At 46.0% G+C, this 21,851-nt stretch carries 21 protein-coding genes and 1 pseudogene; 12 read left to right on the forward strand and 10 right to left on the reverse strand.

The annotated features are described in order from the left end of the window. Window positions 1-7: 7 nt before the first annotated feature. The 8 genes and pseudogenes from A3EU_RS0114480 to A3EU_RS0114515 all read left to right on the forward strand — a co-directional run bounded on the left by A3EU_RS0114480 (window position 8) and on the right by A3EU_RS0114515 (window position 6,556). A complete protein-coding gene (locus tag A3EU_RS0114480) occupies window positions 8-772 on the forward strand; it encodes a LytR/AlgR family response regulator transcription factor (RefSeq protein WP_020536899.1) in 765 nt (254 codons plus the stop codon). Window positions 773-926: 154 nt separating this feature from the next. After that, window positions 927-1,625: a phosphoadenylyl-sulfate reductase gene (locus tag A3EU_RS0114485; RefSeq protein ID WP_020536900.1), complete on the forward strand. Its 699-nt coding sequence runs from the start codon at window positions 927-929 to the stop codon at window positions 1,623-1,625. Between the two features lie 50 nt (window positions 1,626-1,675). Beyond that, window positions 1,676-2,599, forward strand: a complete 924-nt coding sequence (locus A3EU_RS0114490) for an NAD-dependent epimerase/dehydratase family protein (protein ID WP_020536901.1) — start codon at window positions 1,676-1,678, stop codon at window positions 2,597-2,599. Between the two features lie 42 nt (window positions 2,600-2,641). Beyond that, on the forward strand, window positions 2,642-3,109 hold the full coding sequence (locus A3EU_RS0114495) for a hypothetical protein (RefSeq protein ID WP_020536902.1): 468 nt from the start codon (window positions 2,642-2,644) through the stop codon (window positions 3,107-3,109). 8 nt (window positions 3,110-3,117) lie between these two features. Beyond that, window positions 3,118-3,864, forward strand: coding sequence for a bacillithiol biosynthesis deacetylase BshB1 (gene bshB1 / locus A3EU_RS0114500; protein WP_020536903.1), 747 nt, complete (start codon window positions 3,118-3,120; stop codon window positions 3,862-3,864). A gap of 11 nt (window positions 3,865-3,875) precedes the next feature. Next, window positions 3,876-4,142 (forward strand): annotated as a pseudogene (locus tag A3EU_RS30540) (GxxExxY protein); the annotation flags it as partial. A 132-nt stretch (window positions 4,143-4,274) separates the two neighbouring features. Beyond that, window positions 4,275-4,688, forward strand: coding sequence for a CBS domain-containing protein (locus A3EU_RS0114510; RefSeq protein WP_020536905.1), 414 nt, complete (start codon window positions 4,275-4,277; stop codon window positions 4,686-4,688). Between the two features lie 182 nt (window positions 4,689-4,870). Beyond that, window positions 4,871-6,556, forward strand: a complete 1,686-nt coding sequence (locus A3EU_RS0114515; protein ID WP_020536906.1) for a T9SS type A sorting domain-containing protein — start codon at window positions 4,871-4,873, stop codon at window positions 6,554-6,556. A gap of 73 nt (window positions 6,557-6,629) precedes the next feature. On the opposite strand, the gene A3EU_RS0114520 is transcribed toward A3EU_RS0114515, so the two are convergent. The 3 genes from A3EU_RS0114520 to A3EU_RS0114530 form a co-directional block, all read right to left on the reverse strand. Beyond that, complete coding sequence (locus A3EU_RS0114520) at window positions 6,630-7,526, reverse strand: ketopantoate reductase family protein (protein ID WP_020536907.1); 897 nt, start codon at window positions 7,524-7,526, stop codon at window positions 6,630-6,632. Then, window positions 7,510-9,012, reverse strand: a complete 1,503-nt coding sequence (locus A3EU_RS0114525) for a right-handed parallel beta-helix repeat-containing protein (protein WP_156825773.1) — start codon at window positions 9,010-9,012, stop codon at window positions 7,510-7,512. Before A3EU_RS0114525 ends, A3EU_RS0114520 begins: the two co-directional genes overlap by 17 nt. A gap of 93 nt (window positions 9,013-9,105) precedes the next feature. Next, a complete protein-coding gene (locus A3EU_RS0114530; RefSeq protein WP_020536909.1) occupies window positions 9,106-9,570 on the reverse strand; it encodes an SRPBCC family protein in 465 nt (154 codons plus the stop codon). An 816-nt stretch (window positions 9,571-10,386) separates the two neighbouring features. Between A3EU_RS0114530 and A3EU_RS32865 the strand changes: the two genes are divergently transcribed. Then, complete coding sequence (locus A3EU_RS32865) at window positions 10,387-11,697, forward strand: T9SS type A sorting domain-containing protein (protein WP_020536910.1); 1,311 nt, start codon at window positions 10,387-10,389, stop codon at window positions 11,695-11,697. A 159-nt stretch (window positions 11,698-11,856) separates the two neighbouring features. Here the strand turns inward: A3EU_RS32865 and A3EU_RS0114540 are convergent, their stop codons facing one another. Beyond that, window positions 11,857-12,825, reverse strand: a complete 969-nt coding sequence (locus A3EU_RS0114540; RefSeq protein ID WP_020536911.1) for a hypothetical protein — start codon at window positions 12,823-12,825, stop codon at window positions 11,857-11,859. Between the two features lie 348 nt (window positions 12,826-13,173). Between A3EU_RS0114540 and A3EU_RS0114550 the strand changes: the two genes are divergently transcribed. Beyond that, window positions 13,174-13,365, forward strand: a complete 192-nt coding sequence (locus tag A3EU_RS0114550; RefSeq protein ID WP_020536913.1) for a hypothetical protein — start codon at window positions 13,174-13,176, stop codon at window positions 13,363-13,365. Window positions 13,366-13,473: 108 nt separating this feature from the next. Here the strand turns inward: A3EU_RS0114550 and A3EU_RS0114555 are convergent, their stop codons facing one another. From A3EU_RS0114555 to hutH, 4 genes are all read right to left on the reverse strand, one after another. After that, on the reverse strand, window positions 13,474-13,725 hold the full coding sequence (locus A3EU_RS0114555; RefSeq protein WP_020536914.1) for a hypothetical protein: 252 nt from the start codon (window positions 13,723-13,725) through the stop codon (window positions 13,474-13,476). A gap of 163 nt (window positions 13,726-13,888) precedes the next feature. After that, window positions 13,889-15,124, reverse strand: a complete 1,236-nt coding sequence (gene hutI, locus A3EU_RS0114560) for an imidazolonepropionase (RefSeq protein WP_020536915.1) — start codon at window positions 15,122-15,124, stop codon at window positions 13,889-13,891. A gap of 452 nt (window positions 15,125-15,576) precedes the next feature. Continuing rightward, window positions 15,577-17,595 (reverse strand): urocanate hydratase, encoded by a 2,019-nt coding sequence (locus A3EU_RS0114565; RefSeq protein WP_020536916.1) that lies wholly within the window; start codon window positions 17,593-17,595, stop codon window positions 15,577-15,579. An 18-nt stretch (window positions 17,596-17,613) separates the two neighbouring features. Further along, on the reverse strand, window positions 17,614-19,164 hold the full coding sequence (hutH, locus tag A3EU_RS0114570; RefSeq protein WP_020536917.1) for a histidine ammonia-lyase: 1,551 nt from the start codon (window positions 19,162-19,164) through the stop codon (window positions 17,614-17,616). 87 nt (window positions 19,165-19,251) lie between these two features. Between hutH and A3EU_RS0114575 the strand changes: the two genes are divergently transcribed. Both A3EU_RS0114575 and A3EU_RS0114580 read left to right on the forward strand, forming a co-directional pair. Continuing rightward, a complete protein-coding gene (locus A3EU_RS0114575; RefSeq protein ID WP_026211404.1) occupies window positions 19,252-20,145 on the forward strand; it encodes a LysR family transcriptional regulator in 894 nt (297 codons plus the stop codon). 23 nt (window positions 20,146-20,168) lie between these two features. Beyond that, the gene (locus A3EU_RS0114580) at window positions 20,169-20,618 is read left to right on the forward strand and encodes an NUDIX hydrolase (protein WP_425412687.1); all 450 of its coding nucleotides are present in this window, start codon (window positions 20,169-20,171) and stop codon (window positions 20,616-20,618) included. Here A3EU_RS0114580 and dcd read toward each other — a convergent pair. Both dcd and A3EU_RS0114590 read right to left on the reverse strand, forming a co-directional pair. Next, a complete protein-coding gene (gene dcd / locus A3EU_RS0114585; RefSeq protein ID WP_020536920.1) occupies window positions 20,615-21,151 on the reverse strand; it encodes a dCTP deaminase in 537 nt (178 codons plus the stop codon). The genes A3EU_RS0114580 and dcd overlap by 4 nt on opposite strands. A gap of 69 nt (window positions 21,152-21,220) precedes the next feature. Further along, entirely contained in the window at window positions 21,221-21,742 is a 522-nt protein-coding gene (locus A3EU_RS0114590) for a hypothetical protein (RefSeq protein WP_020536921.1), read from the reverse strand. Window positions 21,743-21,851 lie beyond the last annotated feature (109 nt).

Here is a 21,851-nt window from a genome sequence, read left to right on the forward strand (position 1 = left end):
GTTGTTTATGAAAGTTGTTATCATCGAAGATGAACCGCTAGCTGCGAAAAAACTAGCACGATATCTGACAAAATATGACCCCAAGACAGAGGTGCTTGCTCAATTGAATACTGTGAGTGCAGCGGTTAGTTGGCTCCGACAACACCTGGAAAAGGTAGATCTTTTATTCGTAGATATACAACTGCATGAAGAACTGAGTTTTTCCATTTTTCAGCAAGTGGAGGTTAACAAGCCTATTATTTTCACGACAGCCTATGATGAGTATGCTATTGACGCTTTTCAAGTTAATAGCATTGATTATTTACTCAAACCCATCACGTTCACCCAGCTTTCACAAGCCTTGGATAAGTTCAAGCGCTTACGTAATCAATGGACCAGTACGGATAGTGTGCCGGCCAGCTTAATTGCGGCAGAGAAAATGGAGTACAAGGATCGTTTCCTTGTTCGTCGGGGCAATAAGATTCAATCGGTGCGCACGAGTGAAATCAGCCACTTTTCGGCAGAGGGAAGACTGGTAAGCTTACACCATCTGGAAAGCCGTAAGTACGTGTTGGATTATACCCTCAGTGAACTAGAAGGGATGCTTGACCCCAAGTCTTTTTTTCGTACCAATCGATCTTATATCCTACAAATTAATGCGATCCAAGATGTTGTAGTTTATTCTAGCAGCCGCCTCAAAGTGAGCGTTGCAGGGCAGACAGGCAATCACGAAATTATCGTCAGCCGTGACCGCGTAGGGGATTTTAAAAACTGGTTGGCAGGGCAGGGGTAACGTTCATTTATTAATCATTTTCTTTAAAGTCTATAAGGTTACTAGGATTTGAGTAGCTGAATACCTATCTTTGCCTTGCATATACATTAAATTGATAGCTTAGTACGGTAAGATAATTTCCTGTACTGGGCTTTTTTTCTGAAAATGATTATTCATGTCAGTAATAGCAGCGATCCCCAAAGAACTGGTTGTCCAGCGTGAGCTTTTTGCCGAAAGACTAAGTGCCTACAGAGAGGTCGGATTAAAAGTATTTGCGTCTTCTTCGTTCCAGACCCATAGTATTCCAATGCTGCACTTGATTAGTGAGTTGGATGCGAGTATTCCAATAGCGTTTCTTCAAACGGGTTTTCATTTCCCAGAGACGCTGGAGTACAGGGATCAGATAGCAGAACAACTCGGCTTGCAGGTAATCAATGTAGAATCGGCGGTACCTAAACTAGCTCAGCGTGACGCTGTGGGGCGTTTTCATTTCGCCAGTGATCCGGCGTATTGTTGTTACTTGAATAAGACGAAACCCATGGAGCCGTTGCTCGGGGAGTATGATGTTTGGATTACGGGTGTGCGCCGTGACCAAAGTGCGAATCGAAAAAACTTTCAATTAGAAGCTTCTGGACCTTTCGGAACGACTCGTTTTCATCCCATGCTGGATTGGAACAATAAGATGATTCACCAATATAGAAAGCTGCATAACTTGCCTCCTCATCCGCTGGAAGCAAAGGGCTATTTGAGTATTGGCTGCGCTCCCTGTACCCAGAAATTCAATCTCGGTGACCCAAATGACCGTGGCGGACGCTGGGCGGGACTCAAGAAAACAGAGTGTGGCCTGCATACAGATCTTGCAGGTGGATCGTAAATGATGTATAGCATCCTTATTAAATGATGTCAGAGAAGGAATAAATCAATATGAAAGTACTTATTACTGGTGGTGCCGGTTACGTAGGCTACGCTTTGGTACGCCAATTGATGTTTGCTCCAGAGATTAGCGAGATCATTATTTATGATAACCTGTCTCGCAGGAACTATGCATTTTTCGATCACCAAAAGTTTAATGAAAAGCCGATTCGGTTTGTGCATGGCGATATTTTAGATGGCCGCAAGCTGAATCAAACCTTGAAAGGGGTGTCGGTCGTATTTCATTTGGCTGCAAAAGTGACCACTCCCTTTGCGGATATGGATGCTCACAGCTTCGATCAGATCAATCATTGGGGAACGGCCCAGGTCGTTTATGCAGCAGAGCAAGAAGGAGTACAACATCTTATTTATTTGAGTAGCGCTTCTGTTTATGGTAATTCAGAAAAGGCAGTTGATGAGCAAGGTGCGCCGAGCCCAAAGTCGTACTATGGTATTGCTAAGCTAGCAGGCGAGGAGCAAGTACTTCGCTTACGCAACAAAATGAAAATTCATGTTGTCCGCTCGGGCAATGTATACGGTTACAATCCCGCATATAGGATAGATGCCGTCATCAATCGCTTCATTTTCGAGGCACATTTTGAGGGGCGTGTCAGTATTCAGGGATCAGGAGAACAGCAGCGTTCCTTCATTCATGTTGATAAATTGGCTACTGCTTTGCGGCAATTGCTAAATAGCCCGGTTGAATCTGGTGTTTACAATTTGGCAGAGCATAATTTTTCCATTAATGATATTTTACTTTCTGTAAAAGTCCTTTACCCGGAGTTAGAAACAATTAATATTAACCCTAATATGCCCCGGCGGAATATCAGTCTGGTATTGCCAACTAGACTTTGGCAGCAGTTGAGAATGCCGGAAATTAGTTTGCTGGATGAAGTTCAGGCTTTTCAAGCGGTATTTTCTTTTCGTACCAAGTAGTTAGCTGGTTAATATTTTTACCTTTGTGGACCGATACTACTTATGGAATCTACAATATCGACTTATCTTCCAGAATGGCTACAGGCCTATGATCCACTTCTCGTTTTTGGAGTGGGCATTGGTAGCTTGATTGTTCTAATCATTTTATTGGTGCTTATTGTCCGAGCAGTTTCTCGTTCGAAGATAAAGCATTCGGGGTTGCTTGTTCAATCGTTTCAGATTGCTCCCTTGGGGCGTGACGCTTTTCTGAAGATCACAAACCCTGGTGCTGACGTGACGCTAAGTGCTCTTGTTGTTACGGGCCGAGCAGATGTTGTCGTCAAAAATCAGGTAGCTGGCCAAGCCATTCCCCAGGGAGGAACTTATAGTATTCTGCTAGAGGCTACAGCAGACCAACGACTCCGCAAGGATTTTCAACTCCATTTTACCTTTTTTGATCAGGAAAGAAGAACTTATCAGCAACAATTCTCCCTGAATCCGGTTGCTAGTGTACGTATCAAAAGAAACTAAACCTAGCTATGGGAGCTCGCGTACAAAAAGTAGATATTCTAGCCATCGGTGTTCATCCAGATGATATTGAATTAGCCTGTAGTGGTACCTTGCTCCGACACATGGAAGAGGGTAAAACAGTGGGATTACTGGATCTCACTCGTGGTGAATTAGGAAGCAGAGGCAGTGCGGAAATTCGAACAAGGGAAGCAAACAAAGCTGCCGAAATGATGGGCGTCAGCTTTCGCTGGAATGCTGACATGGCGGATGGCTTCTTCCAAATTACGCCGGAAAATACCAACAAAATCATTCAGTTTATTCGGGCATGTCAGCCTACTATTGTATTGGCGAATGCTCTACACGATCGGCATCCAGATCATGGCCGCGCAGCAAAGTTAGTGGCAGACGCCTGTTTTTACAGCGGTCTCCTAAGGATAGAAACCAAAGATAAGGAGGGAAAACCGCAAGAAAAATGGCGGCCAGATAATGTTTTCCATTACATTCAGGATCGTAACCTTACACCTGACTTTGTAGTAGATATTACACCGTATATCGATCGTAAAATGGAAATTATCATGGCGTATACCTCACAGTTCCATAGCCCTGAGGCAGAAGAATATGCACAAGAGGTAAGTACACCGATCAGTGGTGCTCAATTCAAAAACTTCTTACGCGCGAAAGCCGCCAGTTATGGCCGCGAAACAGGTTATGACTTCGCAGAGGGCTTCAATGTCACACGTGTACCTGGCGTGAAGGATCTCTTCAATTTGGATTAGGGCTATCCTTCTCATCAGAGCACCTTGTGCCAGTCCATTATAAGGGCGAAGAATTTGACACCTTGCTTAGGTGTGATTTTTTAGTTGAAGACTTATTGGTTGTGGAAATAAAATCAGTCGCAGCCTTTGCTCCAATCTTTAATGCGCAGCTACTTACCTATATGAACCTTCTTAATAAGCCTAAAGGAGTACTCATCAACTTCAATGTGGTCAATATATTTCAAGAAGGGCAACAGACGATGGTAAATGAAATTTTTCGAACCCTGCCAGAATTATAATACCCATTGACAAAGATCACCATCGTCTTTGATTCTCGTCATACTGTTGCGAAGGGCATTGCTTCATATTTGTGTTAGCAGTCGGGGATATAATACTATCCATGATTGCTTAAAGGAAAAACCAAGCATATAATGAAGAAAAGAACGCCCGTTTCTAAAATCATGACCACAAACCTTATCAGCGTTAATGCATCTAATGATGTAGCTGATGTGGTACAGATATTTAAAGAAAATAATATTCATCATATCCCAGTTGTGTCGGGTGATGAGTTGATAGGGATGATTAGTAAGACGGATATCGATAGAATTTCCTACGTCAACTCCTATGCAACAGAAGCTGCTAATGCAGTGGTATATGAAATGCTGAAATTAGAACAAGTAATGACTTCCGAGTTGGAAACCATTCAAGCAGAAGATCAGATTAAAGAAGCTGCTGAATTGTTAGCCCAAGGGAAATACCACGCACTTCCAGTAATGGAAGGCAAAAAGATTACAGGAATTGTTACCTCGACGGATGTTATTAAATACCTCTTGGAGCAGTTCTAAAGATATTTCACATCTGTGATTTGAGCTTTTTTTGATTAAGGATTGTTAGTTAGGAGCCTGGTTTGATGGTGTTACCATCGGCCAGGCTTTTTTATTTTTAGAAACCTGACTTTTAGTGTTTTTTCGTCAGTTTCGCCTTGGGTTTGCGGGTAACTTTAGGGTATCTAATAAATCTATTTAGTATGAAAAAAACATTGAACCTTTTTATTGCCTTGTCCTTTGTTGGTTTTCTTTTCGGACAAGAACCTGTTTATTTAACCAATGGAGACCTGAGTGCCCAGTTCACTTCTAATGGTGCAACTACTCCTTCTAATGGTGCATTTTTAGAATTAGAGAAAGAGGGGCAAAAATTATCTCTGATGTATGAAGTCGGGCTGTTTGTAAGTGGATTTGATCCTGCGGGCAATCTCAAAACCTATACGACCAGAGGGACGGAAGTTGAATCAGGAATAATTGGTGTTGATGCGACTATTACTATGCCATGGCGAGTAACAAGTGATCAAGTCGCTGCTCATTTGGCTGATTTTATGGATAATGGTACTATTGATGACCCTATTCCTGCGATCTATGCTTGGCCTGGAAATGGCAACCCTGATTTTGAGGAATACAATGGTTACTCTTTAGGTTTGGATAGTGGTGTAGCTGTTGGGCAGTTTTGGGACGGCAACCTGAACGGTATTTATGAGCCCTCTCAAGGAGAGTATCCCGCTTATTTTACGCAGGGCTGTGGTAGCAGTTTGGTGGTGCCTACGGAAATGCTCCTATATCCTTTTGCATTATCGGCAGTCGGTAGCGATAATTTTGAGTCTGTTCAAGTTTATTTGACGGCATTTAGGTTCGGTTGTACTGAGGAGGAGGGCACTTTAAATAATTCCTTGTTTTTGAGTTACAGGGTAGCTTTATTTCCCTTAGAGTTTGGTGCTGAACCATTGGATAGTACCTATATAGGTTTCTTTATCGATGGGGATATTGGCTGCTATGCTGATGATTACGTCGGGACATTTCCTTTGCGGAATTCGGTCTATTTTTATAATGCCGATCCTTCAGATAGTAACTGTGATCCCATTGAAGGGTTTGGTGCAAACCCAGCAGTCGTTGGGATCGATTTATTACGAGGCCCTTTAAGTGATACAGGAATTGAATTGGGGTTAACAAGTGTAATGCCGCTGACGAATGCTAGTGTTAGTCCTGGTCAACCATTAGCCACAACAGATTATACTAATCCAGTGAGTCTTAGGAATTATTTAATGGGACAATGGTTAGATGGCCAGCCTCTTTTAGATGAAGGGTTTGGTTACGGAAGTGGTAATCCGGCTAGTTTAGCTTTCTCTGGTGATCCTGTTCAAGGAACAGGGTGGACAGAAATAGGCGAGAACAATACACCTGGAGATCGTAGGGCTATTATGTCAAGTGGGCCGTTTGTATACGAGTTAGGAGCCATCAATGAATACCTACTTTCGTTTACTTTTAACTATGACCCTTCCTCCGGGCATCTAGCGCAAATCAATGGTTTACGTGATCGCATTGATGTTCTTCAAAGTTTTTTTGATAATTGTTTCGACACCGGAAGTTTATCCCCCGGTGATGGGTGTACCCTGTTGGTGACCGAAGTAGAGACGCCTCTAGAACAAACAAATAACCAACTTGGAATTTATCCCAATCCTACCCAAACGGAGGTAACTATTAAATTCCCTGCTCTGGAACAGGGTACGCTTTCTGTATATACCGCCGATGGGCGGCTGCTCCTTCAAAAACGCATAAACTCTGACATTACTACTTTGGATTGTAGCCAGTGGCCGTCAGGCCTGTATTTGCTACGCTGGGAAGGTGAGCACCAGGTGCTTGCACAGAAGTTACTCGTAGATTGATAGATGATGCGGTATTGGCACAAAGCCAACTTCACTCATCGGAAAACGCATCTCCGGTGGGTGAAGGCCGCTTCTATTTTTGATTGATCATTTTCAGCAATGCTGTAAAGTGGTCATTGAGCGGGGTAGGGATGCCGTATTTCTTGCCTAGTTCACTAATTACCCCATTCTTTGCTGTGACCTCTATCTGATTTCCTTTCTGTCTATCATTGAGCATAGAGCTGCCCTTCTCAGGAGGGTAGTGCCTTGTTTTTTCAATCTCCTGCTCTAGATAAGTTTTCGTAATCTTCGCACCATCGGCTTTCGCTACCGCCAGGCCTTCTTTTACCAGTGCTCGAAACAGTTCAACGATATCCTCTTCTCTGAAAACCCTGCAAGGTTGCCCACTCAAGCAGGTGATAGCCCCCAGCGCGGCACTTGCGCATAGTTTTTCCCACGAGGTGGTTTTGAAATCAGATACGACCTCAATAGTCATGGCTGTTGAGGGGAATAAGGCCTGGAACTCTGCCGCTAACGCGTGGGGCGGAATCATCAATCTTGCTACCTGGAACTGTTGATAGCCACCATCATCAGCCAATTGTGTAGGACAATCAATAAGGCATGGCATTAATTTACTCAAAGAAGTGTAAGCTGATAGAGGTGCTGTAAGTTGCAGCCCGTTACGGATAACGACAACCCTGGTCTCAGGGCCGATCAGGTGCTTGAACCACGCCGAAGCGCCAGGATAATGATAAGCTTTTAAGCAAATGACGAGCCAATCCAGTTGAATAGGCTGAGGGTGATACATACATGCTATGCCATGATCAAGCTCTTGGCCATCAGGGAGTTGAATTTGTAGTTTTTTTCGTGGAGAACGATTGAAAAAATACAATCGGATTCCTGACTTTTGGAATAATTGAGCACCGATAACGTGCCCAATTGCACCGAGGCCAAGTATTCCTACTTGTTGAGTTTTAGTCGACTCTTTCAAAGCATCCAATATCAGGCATGGCATCACGAGGTGTCCCTAAAAGATCAAGAGGGAAGGCTGGTAATACAGCTCCTCTGCCTTGGGCAATCGATAGGGTGTCGAGTTGGTAGTCGTCCTCTGGGCGGTTCAGGAATAAGGCATCATCCTGGTCGCCGTTAACGCAGTCGAGGCAGTAAGTCGAGAAAAAATCGCTGTATTCTCCATCATTACGGGTAAGAAGTTCATCTACTCTTACCAAACAATGATCCATATCCAATTGCATTGTTTCAGGCGCTGAGCGAGCGGTGAAATCCTGAATGATCACCTCGTCTCGCCGAGAGCCAAAGAAAATACAGTTGGTGATGGCCGCTTCCAGCGGATTAACATCAAAGCTTGAACAATCTTGATTGTAGCATTGGAAGTTGGTAACGGCTAAAGCCGACGCATCTACCCCATAACTAGCAACGGTGCAGTAATCAAATTGGTAACTGCCGCCATGGGTTAATTGTATAGCATTAGCACCATTATCGTACAGTAGGCAATTGTCAGCAATAATTTCACTGTGTATGCCAAGAATTCCACTGCTAGAGGTGGTGTGAATTTGTACATTAGTAAGGCTTACCTCCGCCGCAGAGTCGGCATAAACACCGAAGATGCTGTTCTTTATCGTCGTATGTTCAATGATGTTACCTTGGCTTTCTCGCCCGATGATGATCCCCAGCCACTGCCCCGGTTGCTCAGAGAAACCTTCTTCCAGACGGTCTCCTTCAATGGTAATGGGGGCGTCGCGTGTACCTGCCAAGTGCAGTCGCCCTTGCGGAAGGGTGAATAAAAAACCGTCGTTAAAGACACCCAGGAGTTCATTCTCTGCTAGCCCGCCATGTACATAAATATGGGTGCCCGCGGTTACTTCCAGCAAGCATTCATCGATGAAAATTTCGCCGTAGATAACGTAGGGGAGGGGGCTGTCCCAGGTAATGGTCCCGTTGTCGCAACTCAGTACGACTGGCACACCTTTGTTGTATCTGCTAGGGAAGTAGTTGGCGTTTTGCCCCCAGGCTTCTAGTAAAACAGACTGCTCTTTGTTGCCTGTTTTTACCACCAGGCGATCTTCAATAACAAATGGACTGGCAGACAATGGTGCATCAGGATCAATGGTTACTTCTACGAATACATAAATCGAATCGTTGTCCCAAATAATCACATCCTCTACCAATGGACCGGGCGTACCATCTGCATTAAATACGAAGCTCACCCCTGTGGTGCCATCTACATAAATTTCATCAAGCTTAATGGGACGATCATCTTCGTTGTAAATTTTGACCGAGCGGGTAGCGGAGCCCAATTCCGTGAAAACGGTATCAAAACGCAAAGTGTCCAGCTCAAAACGTATATTGACGCCGTCTCCCGTTAGGAAATCCTCATCGGGATCACAGGAAGAAAGCGAAATAACAGTGGCCACAACCAGCATAAGCAGTGCCCAAAACGATAGCGAAGATAATTTCATAGTAGCTTAAACGTAATTATCCTGCAAAGATGCTACAAGTCACGCAAATTAACGAATCCTCTTCCCAAAGGATATATAACTGTCGGGTGCCACTCATGTTGAAGGAAAGAGCTTTTCCACTGCAGCCTCGCGATGCTTAAAAATTTTCTCGACCATGCGTTCCACAAAAAGCCAGTTGGCGATAGCACCAATAGGACCAAAAGGTACTTGGTAGTGTAGAATGTCAGTCATCTCTGTACCCCCTTCTACCGCTTTGAAGTGGTGCTGGTGATGCCAAAGGGCATAGGGGCCTACACGCTGGTCGTCAATGAAAAATTCGTGTTTACGAATTTGGGTGATCTCCGTAACCCAGTTCATCGGAATGTTCAATATTGGGCTAATTTGATATTGAATGATCATTCCCTGATACATCTCCTGGCCTTCAATAGGACTCAGGATATTAAAAGAAACGTGCTCGGGTGTCATCTCATTCAGGTTCTCAGGGCGAGAAAAGAATTCCCATACCTCTTCCAAAGGTCGTGGGATAGTAAGGGTAAAGCTTTTTCTCTTTGGGCGCATGGGGCGTTGGTATTAGTAAACTTGATATTAGGCAATTAGTTAGCGCTAGTATAACTGCAAATAGAAGGGATGGTTTAGGAAATCATTAAAATACGAGGAGAGAAATAAAAGTACACATGTATTAATCTTAATATGTTAAAAAAGCTTTTTTTGGCAAGACGGTTGGCATATACATGAATATTTACCTATATTTGTACAGTAAGTTGTAAAATACTTACGATGTTTTAATCCCAATAACGATCCCATGAACGATTTAACACTTCCATACCAGGTTGTTTATACTGGTATTATATTTTCAGATTTAAGTTAGCTATTTGCGCTCCGCAGTTGTCACTGTTCGGGGCTTTATTCGTTTTGAAAATAGCAACTATCTCACCGGAATTCTCAGGGCTTCATTATTGGTACAAAGAATCATACTGCTTCCACTAGGAAGCCCAGTATAAAGATGCAAGTAGGTTTGTAAAGGGTTTCTCATACAGAGAATTTTCGGAGAGCGGACATTTGGTCCGCTCTACTTTTTTACCCCAGAGCCACATTATTACCTTTATTATCTCGCTTTCCCGATGCGCTGAAGCTTCAGCATATAGTTACCTCATTACTGTTCCACCTTTTGTTACTGTATCATTAGCTACCTCTTTGTGAATCAAAGAGGTAGTCCCCAACGTTTTTTTGCAAACGATTGTTACTTTTTAAAATGTGTTCGTCTAGAAGTTGTGTTTCGGGACCGTTTTGTGTTAAAAACACACCGTTTGTCCTGATTAATTGCCCGTTCCTGGCTTTTGAATGGGTGTTTAAAGCACTTCCAAACAAATGAACATGAAAAACACATTTTTACTCTTGGTAGCAATCTTCGCTACACTAGCACTTACGGCCACAAATTATATCTCGGTTATTGATGGCGATTGGGACGACCCTAATAATTGGGATCCCATAGGCGTGCCGAATGTCACCAACTCAGCGGCCTGGCCTGGTGATAATGTTATTATTGAACACGCCATCACTTATTACGGAAGCTTATCCACTCAAAAGAAATCGTCTATCGAGATCAGAAATGGGGGGGGACTTAGCGTAACCGGTACACTGGACATTGCCAACAACAACCCCTCTAACTTTGATCTCCTCAGTGGAGGACTGCTGAGCGTAGGAAACTTGATAGTGTCCAGTTGTTGTAATACGGTAACCTTAAATGGTACGGTCATTACGACAGATTTTTCGTTTCCAGGTTCAAAAGCAGTCACGATAGGCGGTCAAATGATAGTAAATGGTAATTTTAACGGTGGTACAAACAGTCAAATTAACTTTACCAGCGGTAGCCTCACCGTAGCAGGAAACACCACGCTGGGAGGCAGCTTGAATGTAACAGTAGATGGAGGTGCTCAGCTTGATTTCGGGGACCTCACTATTACGGGAAATGCCGATATTATAGGAGTGAGTAATGGTGGTGCGATTGGCTTTAACACGCTCACAATGGCTAATAGCTCAACCACCATTCAGTGTATCAATAACAATTGCAATTACAACAGCACTACTGGCCCGCCACCCAATCCACTGGATTTGATGACAGGGACTCAGGTTTTACCGGTGGAGTTATTGGGTTTTGAGGCTGCCTTAAAAGAGGATATCGCACTCCTTAATTGGACAACTGCAACTGAAATCGACAATGATTATTTCCTTTTGGAGCACAGTGCAGATGGAAAGAGCTTTACTACGATTGAGATCATTCCTGGTATTGGCAATAGCAATACCCCTGTTAATTACGAATACACACACGACAAGATGGTCAGCGGCAATAATTATTATCGCTTGTGGCAATACGACTACGACGGCAGTAGCTCAATGCTAGGGCTGCGCCAATTAAGAACACATCCATCGACTTTCACAGCAGCGGGCATTAGCCCCAACCCTGGTGTCGCAGGGCAGTCCCTTCGTTTGGATCTGCCGGCAAACACGCACAATATTCAAGTACATTTGGTGAACAGTAGTGGCCAGAATTGGTCACTGCCTTTTGCCGATGGCGCGCAGCAAGTCACCCTGCCGGCACAGTTGCTCAGCGGTATGTATTACCTGCGTGTACAACACAATGGTCAGTCACAAACAATTCCAGTGGCAGTTATTGGAAACAGATAGTGAAAAGGAGCTGAGGCGAGAAGTGAAAATATTAGCCCAAGTGAAACCTTTAAAGAACTAGGCACGTAAACAGTATCAAGTGAACATGACCTTTTTTGAAACCCAGATCAACTGCCTAAGCACTGATCTGGGTTCTTTTTTTTGCATCGATCGTCAAAATTAATCCTCGTCGATAATCGCGTCGTCGATAATTTCATCACCATCACCATCCATATCATCAAAACCTGCGGCTTTACCGTCGCGTTTGCTAGTTTCATGATCGGGGTTGGTGCCGATGGTTATCTTTTTACCCCCTTCATTGTGATAGTCGCCTTTAGCAAAGCGTTCTGCACGGGCAAAGAAATCGTCCTTGCCATCAAGCAAGCTTTCTTTGGTGTTTTTTAGTGCATTGTCAGCACGTTCCTGCGCCTGTCGGGCGAGTTCCTCTGCTTTTTGCTGAGTATCTTGCAGGCTTTCACGATCAACGGCATCCTGGGCACGCTCTACCATGTCGGCAGCTTTGTTGGCCAGATCACCGCCCAGTTCTTTGGCTTTGCCAAAAATCTTGCTACCTACATCCAGCACTTTTTCTCCTACATCCTCCGATAAATCCATCACCTTTTTACCAGCTTCACCCGCAGCATCCAGTGCTTGAGCACCAGCTTTAGCAGCTGCATCCAAGGCCTGGTCGCCAGCCTGTGCGAACGCACTGGGCTCTTTGGGCGGTGGCGGAGGGTCAATTACGTCTTCCTCAAAATCAATGGGTGCGGCAGCTCGCGGAGCAGCGGGTTCTTTCGCACTAAACCCCGGTGAATCGTCCTCCGTATTGGTTTCCTTGTCTGCCAGCCAGTCTTCAGCTTTAGACTTCAAGTTCCTTCCTTTTTCCATAGCGTGCTGGGTTTCTTCCCACACCCGGTCGGTCACATCGTTGAGGGTCTCTTTGGCTTTAGCTCTGGCTTCCGCCGTATTTTCCAGGATTTCATCACTGAGTTCGCTGGCTTTATGACTAGCTTTCTCATAGAGTTCGCTTCCTTTTTCAGTCAACTCTTCTCCTGCTTCTTTGGCCGCTTCAGTAGCTTTGTCAGCAGCCGATTTCGCAAGGGATTTAGCGCCAAAGAAGATGCGCTTCAAATCATCTTTCAAGCTCATAAGGTAGAAATTAGATTAGTTTAGGCTAACAAGATAGCGATTTTTTCAGCCCATTGCCTCAATAGCAGGAAAACTTCAAAAAAAATTAAACTTGGAATACCTCCGAAAATACCACTTGGGATTCGGTAAAAAAGGCCCCTGCAATTCGCTATTCTTGCCCCCTGATGAAGTACAGTATTTTGTACCATGAGCAGCCGTATTGCATTGTTGTTGAGTTAGTAAAATGATGATAAAAATTTTGCAAATGATGATAAACCTACTTAATTTTGCAATGTTATTTGGATAGTACCCGTGAATATTTAAAAACATTTGGAACAAGCACTGTTCTAATCTAAAAGGATAATGATCATGTTACAGCGATTAAGTAACCCCAAATCCGTTTTTGCGTGGTGGATGGTCTTAGGACTACTTTTAGGCCTTTATTTTGCCCAACTCATTGGCAGTTTCACCGTTGGTTTACCAATGGGTATTGTACTGAGTTTAGTAGTAGGCAAAGCCACCTATCGTATTAGTCGCGGCCTCACGCGGTCAATGCGATAAAGAACCGATCAGGAAAGTTTTTTACCGAGTTCTTTCCTGTTTCTATCAGATTTTCCGCCGCCGGATAGTGCCATAGTGCGTTATCCGGCGGCTTTTTTATGGGGCATATCAAGGTGTTTTTTCTTGTTGCTGTGTTACCTCTCCAAAGGCTTGTGTTGTTTTTTGGGCGTGCCCCCGCCTTGTCTCTTTGTTGGAGAGGTTGTCGTTTATGGGGTAGGAGGCGTAGTAGTGCAACGTTACTATGATGGGGATGGCGGCGAGGTCGCTCCCTTCTGGGCTCGCTGTCGCTCGGCCCTCCCTGCGCTCGGTCTCCGCCCTGCTGGCGGCCCCGGCAGGCAGCTCACGCGTTTTGAGAGGCACGAGGAGGAAAGTGGCAAATTAGAATTAAGCGATCATTTAAGGCGTTATGGCTCAAGTGTAAAGGTTAGGTAAGTGTAAGGGTGGGGAATAGCTCTCAGTTGAAAATGCTGAACTTAACAGATACCACTAGGAATAATTAAACAACCTTTACACCCTTCCACTTTTACCCCCTTCCACCCCTGCTCCCTTTTTTCCAAACCCGCTTCGCGGTCAACCGCCCTTGCTGGTACAAAACTTCGCGATAATCATTAGTTGGAAAGGCTACGATGTCGGCCAGGAAATTGGGGGCCAATACGCCTCGATCATTTAGTCCCAGAGCACGGGCCGCGCGTTGGGTGATGCCCGCCAATATTTCGGCGGTACTCAGTTTCTCAAAGGCAGCTAAAATAGCAGCCTGTACCAATAGGTTTCCTTGCGGAGCGCTCCCGGGGTTCCAGTCGCTCGCAATGGCCATAGTACAACCGGCGTCCAGCAGGCGGCGGGCTGGTGCCCAAGGGCATCCCAAGCCAATCGTAGCTCCGGGCAATACCACCGGAATGGTGCTGCTTTGGGCAAGGCGCTCAATTTCGGCAGTATCCGATACCTCCAAATGATCTACACTTAGTGCGCCTACGGCTACGGCTACTTCCGATCCACCAGCGGTAAATTGATCACCATGCACGGTGAGTGTAAACCCTTCGGCTTTTAATGCGCGCAGGTAGCCCAATGCCTGAGACGTTGTAAAAGCACTCTGCTCAATAAAGATATCAAATCGTTCCGCCAAGCCTTCGGCCTTGATGACAGGGACAAGGTCGCTGAGGATAGTCTGTAAATATTCATCGGCTGTACCGTCAAAATCTCGTGGCAGCATGTGTGCTGCCAAGCAGGTAGAGACCACATCGGCTTGGTGGGTCTGCCCTGCAGCTTGTATCGCTCGCAGTTGTTTCAATTCCTCGCTGACAGACAGGCCGTAGCCACTTTTTACTTCTACCGTCGTGATGCCTTGTTGCAAGAGGTAATCTAGCCGCTCGAGGGTCAGGGCTGTTAGCTGTTCTTTGCTTGCGGCGCGAGTGTGCTGTACCGTGCTCCATATCCCGCCGCCAGCTTTGGCGATCTCCAAATAGGAAATGCCTGCATTACGTGCCGCAAAGTCCATCGCTCTGCTACCTCCATAGCAGATGTGAGTATGGGCATCCACCAAGCCGGGCATTGCTACCAGGTCTTCTGTGATTTCATCTATGGTGGCATCTGGGTGATCTGCTTTCAATTGGGTAAAAGACCCTGTGGCTACTATTTTTTCCCCTTCCACCAGTACGCCTCCTTCTTGAATGATCACCAGTTGGTCATCACGAATCGCTCCCCGCTCAGGAAGGTTGTCCAAAGGTAAAAGCTGACGAAAAGGGCCGATTAGCGTGGGCATAATGTTAGTCGTTTGTGTAAATGAAATGAGTGTGCTACAAATAGACGTTTAGGGAAGTTTTCCCCCTGTCATTTATGGCGGCCAATATTGCCCACCATTTTGATTTTTCGCTCAATCATCCAATTTAGGTATTGATGTTCGACCTCCTCCGAGGTCGTATTAATTCCAATAATCATTGTTCTACCAATCTACGACCTCTCCGAGGTCAAAATCAAATACTAAGGTATGTCTCAATCATAACACGGCCCAAGAAGAAGGTACGACGCTCGCACTTCAAAGTCGGAAGTCGGAAAGTCTGAGTTCGGAAGTATTCAGCGCCTCGCACCCCGCACCTTCCCATTGTCTATAATGGCTTCGTTTCGGGTTGTGTTTCGCAGGGGAAGGGAGGCGTTATGCGCGTGGTCGTCTTGGTAAACCATCAACCATCAACAAACCATCCAACCATCCAACCATCAAACCCCCAAACCATCAATCAACTCATCATCTACCAGTTGAGCGAGGGTTACTTTGAGGCCCGGCGTCCTGTCCATTTCTCGCTGAATTGCTTGGATGGAGCCTTCATTGCGGGCCCAACTGCGGCGAGCGATGCCGTTATTGACATCAAAAAACAACATTCGTTGCAAACGTACTGCGGCTGCATCAGAACCATCCAGTAGCATGCCGAAGCCGCCGTTGATCACTTCGCCCCAGCCGACACCGCCCCCATTGTGGATGGATACCCAAGTGGCACCCCGGAAGCTGTCGCCAATAACGTTGTGAATGGCCATGTCGGCGGTGAATTTACTACCGTCGTAGATGTTGCTGGTTTCCCGATAAGGGGAGTCTGTACCACTCACATCGTGGTGGTCACGGCCCAAAACGACAGGACCGCTGAGCTCTCCGTTTGCAATTGCTTCATTGAAAGCAAGGGCAATCTTGGCTCTTCCTTCCGCATCGGCGTAAAGAATACGGGCTTGTGATCCTACTACAAGTTGATTGGTTTTGGCATTTTTTATCCAGTGGATATTATCGGCCAGTTGCTGTTGAATTTCTGCCGGAGCAGTAGCTTTTATTTCTTCCAAAACTCTAGCGGCAATGGCATCCGTTAAGTCTAGGTCTTTTGCTTCACCCGAAGCACACACCCAGCGGAATGGGCCAAATCCGAAATCAAAACACATCGGCCCCAGAATGTCTTGCACATAGGAGGGGTACTTGAAGTCGATACCGTTTTCGGCCATTACATCGGCACCGGCACGGGAAGCTTCGAGAAGGAAGGCGTTGCCGTAGTCAAAGAAGTAAGTGCCTCTTGCAGTGTGCTGATTAACGGCTGTAGCGTGGCGGCGCAGGGTTTCTTTAACGGCTAGTTCAAAAGCCTCAGGATCGTCGCGCATCAACTTATTGGCCTCTTCAAAGCTGTAGCCTAGGGGGTAGTAGCCTCCCGACCAAGGATTGTGCAGCGAAGTCTGGTCGGACCCGAGTTGAATGTGGATATTTTCGGTGTAAAACCGCTCCCAAACTTCTACAATATTGCCAATGTAGGCAAAGGATACAGTGGCTTTGTCGGCTTGGGCGGCTTTTACTTGCTGCACCAGATCATCCATGTTGTCGATCAGTACATCTACCCAGCCTTGTTCGTGGCGCTTGGTAGCTGCTTTGGGGTTGACTTCTGCACAGATAGTGATGCAGCCTACAATATTACCGGCTTTGGGTTGTGCGCCACTCATACCTCCCAGGCCTGCCGTCAGGAAAATGTGGCCGTGTGGTGTAGCTCCTTCTGGGAGGGTTTTGCGAAAAGCATTCATCACGGTGATGGTCGTTCCGTGTACAATACCCTGCGGGCCAATGTACATGTAAGAGCCAGCGGTCATCTGTCCGTACTGCGTAACACCGAGTGCATTGTAACGTTCCCAATCATCTGGTTTAGAATAGTTGGGAATCATCATACCGTTGGTGACCACTACGCGGGGAGCTTCCGGATGAGAGGGGAAAAGTCCCATTGGGTGACCCGAGTAAACGTGTAGGGTTTGATCATCTGTCATTTGGGCGAGGTACTGCATGGTGAGCAGGTACTGGGCCCAGTTTTGGAAGACAGCGCCGTTGCCGCCGTAGGTGATCAACTCGTTGGGGTGCTGCGCGACGGCGGGGGCCAGATTGTTCTGGATCATCAGCATGATCGCCGCTGCTTGCTGGGATCGGGCAGGATATTCGGCTACAGGGCGGGCGTACATTTTGTAATCCGGGCGGAAACGGTACATATAAATCCGACCGTATTCCTTCAATTCTTCCGCAAATTCAGGCGCTAGCGTAGGGTGCCAGCTTGCTGGAAAGTAGCGCAAAGCATTACGGATAGCAAGTTTTTTCTCTTCCGTGCTGAGGATATCCTTGCGTTTTGGTGCTCGGTTGGCATCTGCCGGATAAGGTTTAGGCGTGGGCAATTCAGAAGGAATTCCCAATAAAATTTGCTGTTGAAAGTTTACAGAAGTAGCTAGCATGAGCGTCAAAATTAGGGTTTAAAATTCTTCTAAAAGCGAGGTATGGGTAAAAGCGGCTGGTGTTATGTAAGGCGCAGTTGCGGTAAGCAGATCACCACGTTGTAGAATGCCTAATGCTGTGTTGATGTCCTTCGCAAAAATACGATCTTCAGTTGCAAAAGGGATTTGCTGCCGGATAGTAGTATGTACCGCTTCGAGTACCGGACTAGAGGTGAGCGGTCGTTGGAAGTCGACCGCCTGAGCAGCACAAAGCATCTCGACGGCCAGGATTTTTTCAACATTACTACAAACCCTCAATGCTTTACGAGCGCCGATGGAGCCCATGCTCACGTGGTCTTCCTGTCCAAGTGAAGTGGGGATGCTATCGGCACTGGCGGGGAAGCAAAGCGTCTTGTTTTCACTGGCCAGTGCTGCGCTGGTATATTGGACGATCATAAAACCGGAGTTGACGCCGGTTTCGGCCAATAAAAGTTTGGGTACTCCCGGAGACTTACCCTCCAATGAAAGGTAAGAACGGCGATCAGAGATGTTACCCAATTCCGACAAAGCAAGGCAAGCGTAATCTAGCGGAAGGGCTAGCGGCTGACCGTGAAAATTCCCTCCGCTGATAACTTCCTCTTCGGAAAAAACGACAGGGTTATCGGTCACCGCATTGATTTCAATTTCTACGGCTTCCTTCAGGTGCAACCAAGCTTGCCGCGAAGCGCCGTGGACCTGAGGCACACAACGTAGAGAGTAGGGGTCTTGAACGCGGTCACAGTTTTCATGGTCGGCCATAATCGCCGAATCACTTAGAAAGCTTTCCATCCGCTGCGCCACGTGTACCGTGCCGGGGTAGGGGCGAACTTGGTGCAGCTTGGGGTTAAACGGCGAGTCAGAGCCTTGTAGGCCTTCTACCATCAACGCGGCGATCAGGTCTGCATGGGCTAAACAATTGTGAAAACGCTCGACCAAGAGTACTGCATGTGCTGCGATAAACTGGGTGCCATTAATGAGGGCTAAACCCGCTTTAGGGCCTAGTACTAATGCTTCCTTGTTGTATTTAGTAAGAATTTCTGCAGTGGGGTGGCGGCTATCTTGATAGAATACTTCACCCTCTCCTAATAGGGGCAGAAAAAGGTGAGACAAAGGCGCCAAATCCCCAGAAGCACCGACGGACCCTTGTTCTGGTACCACCGGAATAATGTCCTCCTCCAGTTGCCAAAGCAAGCGATCCAGTACCTCAAGAGCAATGCCGGAATAACCCTGGGAGAGCGCATGGATTTTTAGAATCAACATGAGCTTTGAGATCTCTTTATCAATCGGATTACCAACGCCTACGCTGTGGCTGAGCAGTAGCTTTTTCTGTAAAATGGCGGTATCCTCCTTAGAGATCGTCTGGTTGCAGAGAGGGCCGAATCCGGTATTGATACCGTAGACGGCCGCTCCTTGTTCTACAACATGTTCCACAATACGCTGAGATGCAGCTACCTGTGAACGGGTATCAGCAGCAAGTGTTGCGCTGAGTTTTCCGCGTGCGATGGCCAGGGCTTTGCCGGCAGTTAATACATCTTTCCCGTAGTGAAACATAGAAAATAGGTGGTTTAAACAAATTCAGAACAAAATTACTGGTGTTTTTGATAACTTACAATTCGATTTTTATAAGAATTAATAACCGTGAGTAATCAAATAGAGCTTCGTCATTTTCGGTATTTTCTCGCTTTGGCGGAAACGCTTCACTTTCGGAAGGCTGCAGAGCAACTTTATATTTCTCAGCCAGCGCTCAGTAGGCAGATTCAGCAATTGGAGCAGCAATTGGGATATCCTTTGTTTGCAAGAAACAATAAGCAGGTGGAGCTTACCGCAGCGGGACGGTTTTTGCAAAGCGAATTGGCGTTGGTACTAAAAAAGATCGGCAATTTATTGAGCCAGGCCGGAGAGATCAGTAAAGGTGTTTTGGGGAGCATCCGAATGGGCTACGTAGGCTCGGCGATGCAGAATATCATCCCGGAGTTGTTTGGTCAGTTTAAAACTCACTTGCCCGGCATTCAGTTTTCGTTACAGGAACTGGACAATAATAAACAGGTGGAGGGCCTCCTTAGCCGGGAGATAGATTTGGGGTTTGTTCGTTTGCAAAAGGTGCCGGCGACTTTGCAAATTCGACCAGTTTGGGAAGAGACCTTCTCATTAGTGGTGCCATTGGATTCTCCTTTAAGGAAGGAAGACTTGCGGAATTTGAGTGCTTTGCGGAAAGAGCCATTTATTCTTTTTGAGGAAGATTATAGCCCAAGTTATTACGCCAAGGTGATGAGTATTTTCTCGGACAGTGGCTTTACGCCAATCGTAGCGCACAAAACGGTACACGCTAATACGATTTATCGCTTGGTGGAGAATGGTTTTGGGATTTCGATTGTGCCTACTTCTTTGCAAAAAGGCTACCAGCCTTCGGTGCGGTTTGTGGAACTGCCAGGAATAAGCCAGCGAGCGGTTCTTTCTATGATTTGGAACAAGGAAAACCAACATCCGGTGCTGCCACAAATATTGGAGATGATAAAAGGAGTTGATATATGAAAGGATTAAAACGGACGGCAGTCATGGTGGTTTTGCGTTGTGAGACGCAATTTTTGTTGCTCAAGCGAGCCAATNAACCTAATCGCGGCCTCTATGTGCCGGTAGGAGGGAAGGTTGACCCTTACGAAGACCCTTACCAAACCGGTTTGCGAGAAGTAGAAGAAGAGACGGGGATCAAGTTGCAAAAGCTCCGCTTTATGGGCTCGCTGGTAGAAACCTCACCAGTGGAGTACAATTGGTGGTGTAGCATCTATATGGCAGACATTCCATGGCAGAAAGCGCCACCCTGTGATGAAGGGGAGCTGGAATGGATAGATTTTTCGGCGCTGGAAACATTGGCTACTCCTGCTACCGACTGGCACATTTACCAATACATGGCTCGCGAACAAGCTTTTGCGATGCGCGCCATTTTTGATGAAAACCTGAAGATGACCTTTATGGAAGAGGAGATTGAGGGGAAGGTTTTGGTCTAAAACTTGTTCTTCCACATCATGCTTTCCACCGGCTTGATGGTGCGGGTATTGTATTTGGCGTTGGCCTTTTTGTTATAGTAATTTTCAATATCGCCGTCGACCATGAAATAGATGAGCTGGCCAATGGGCATTCCTGGGTATACGCGCACAGGGTGAGTACAGGAAATTTCGAGGGTCCAGGTATTGCAAAAACCAACATCGCCTTTGCCCGCCGTAGCGTGGATATCGATACCGAGGCGACCTACACTACTCTTGCCTTCAAGGAAAGGGACGGTGGCGTGGGTCTCTGTATATTCGTGGGTAACACCCAGGTAGAGCGTGTTGGGGTGGAGTACAAAACCTTCCTCTGGGATCTCAAAATGCTCGATTTCGTTGTGCTTTTTAGCGTCGAGGATATGGTCTTTGTAATGGGCTAGCCACTTGCCGAGGTGCACGTCGTAGGAGTTGGTACCCAAGCAGCTACGGTCGAAGGGTTCGATGACAATTTCTCCGTTGTCGATGGCTTCCAGTATCTTGATATCGCTGAGAATCATAGGTTGTATACAATTTGGCTGGCGAAGATAGGGAATTGAGCTAAGAGTATGGGAGGTTTACAGAACGGATTACTTCTCACTTGTCAAATGCGCTCCATCAGTCTCAAGGTTATTTGAAAGACCTGAGAAAGATAGCTTTTCATTGAAATAATAGTTCATCATTCCAAACTCAAAAGAATAGCATTCGCTATTTGATTCCGGAATTATTAACTCAAATCTCAAAGTGTCGATGTCTCTGTTGCGATTATCTTCCCAAGGGGGGAGGTCCAGGAAATAGACCACATCTATGGTTTCATCGACTGGAATATTGTTGTCTAATTCAATGTTGAAGCTAATGATATCATTGAGCAAAGTTATGGGGATATCATTGTTCTGAGCATCCGTCAAAAAAACGCCCAAGTCGGTATCATATCTTTTTCCAAAAGGGCCAATTAGAGATTCACCAGTGTTTTTATCCTGGAGTAAGATTTTGATATTCAAGGAGTAATCAAAATACTTTTCATGACACTCATCTGAGCCACAAGTGCTAAATGTTGCAAGGAAGGCCAGCAATGCAAAAATGCTTAATGGTTGTTTTTTTGAGAGCGTCATATCGTTAGGTTGAGAATGGGGGAGTCAAGATAGGGGTAATAATTGCTAGGTTGTAGAAGGGTACTGTGGTTTTTTAGGCATCATCGTATGATCGCATTCTGCGGTTGGG

Origin of the sequence: Lewinella cohaerens DSM 23179 (assembly GCF_000379805.1) — a bacterium.
Classification (GTDB): Bacteria; Bacteroidota; Bacteroidia; order Chitinophagales; family Saprospiraceae; genus Lewinella; species Lewinella cohaerens.

Coding starts and splice junctions, on each gene's coding strand:
- A3EU_RS0114495 (WP_020536902.1), top strand. CDS start 2,642: ATGGAATCTACAATATCGACTTATCTTCCAGAATGGCTACAGGCCTAT.
- A3EU_RS0114485 (WP_020536900.1), top strand. CDS start 927: ATGTCAGTAATAGCAGCGATCCCCAAAGAACTGGTTGTCCAGCGTGAG.
- bshB1 (WP_020536903.1), top strand. CDS start 3,118: ATGGGAGCTCGCGTACAAAAAGTAGATATTCTAGCCATCGGTGTTCAT.
- A3EU_RS0114515 (WP_020536906.1), top strand. CDS start 4,871: ATGAAAAAAACATTGAACCTTTTTATTGCCTTGTCCTTTGTTGGTTTT.
- hutH (WP_020536917.1), bottom strand. CDS start 19,164: ATGTTTCACTACGGGAAAGATGTATTAACTGCCGGCAAAGCCCTGGCC.
- A3EU_RS32865 (WP_020536910.1), top strand. CDS start 10,387: ATGAAAAACACATTTTTACTCTTGGTAGCAATCTTCGCTACACTAGCA.
- A3EU_RS0114530 (WP_020536909.1), bottom strand. CDS start 9,570: ATGCGCCCAAAGAGAAAAAGCTTTACCCTTACTATCCCACGACCTTTG.
- hutI (WP_020536915.1), bottom strand. CDS start 15,124: ATGCCCACGCTAATCGGCCCTTTTCGTCAGCTTTTACCTTTGGACAAC.
- A3EU_RS0114510 (WP_020536905.1), top strand. CDS start 4,275: ATGAAGAAAAGAACGCCCGTTTCTAAAATCATGACCACAAACCTTATC.
- A3EU_RS0114550 (WP_020536913.1), top strand. CDS start 13,174: ATGTTACAGCGATTAAGTAACCCCAAATCCGTTTTTGCGTGGTGGATG.
- A3EU_RS0114480 (WP_020536899.1), top strand. CDS start 8: ATGAAAGTTGTTATCATCGAAGATGAACCGCTAGCTGCGAAAAAACTA.
- dcd (WP_020536920.1), bottom strand. CDS start 21,151: ATGATTCTCAGCGATATCAAGATACTGGAAGCCATCGACAACGGAGAA.
- A3EU_RS0114540 (WP_020536911.1), bottom strand. CDS start 12,825: ATGAGCTTGAAAGATGATTTGAAGCGCATCTTCTTTGGCGCTAAATCC.
- A3EU_RS0114590 (WP_020536921.1), bottom strand. CDS start 21,742: ATGACGCTCTCAAAAAAACAACCATTAAGCATTTTTGCATTGCTGGCC.
- A3EU_RS0114525 (WP_156825773.1), bottom strand. CDS start 9,012: ATGAAATTATCTTCGCTATCGTTTTGGGCACTGCTTATGCTGGTTGTG.
- A3EU_RS0114565 (WP_020536916.1), bottom strand. CDS start 17,595: ATGCTAGCTACTTCTGTAAACTTTCAACAGCAAATTTTATTGGGAATT.
- A3EU_RS0114490 (WP_020536901.1), top strand. CDS start 1,676: ATGAAAGTACTTATTACTGGTGGTGCCGGTTACGTAGGCTACGCTTTG.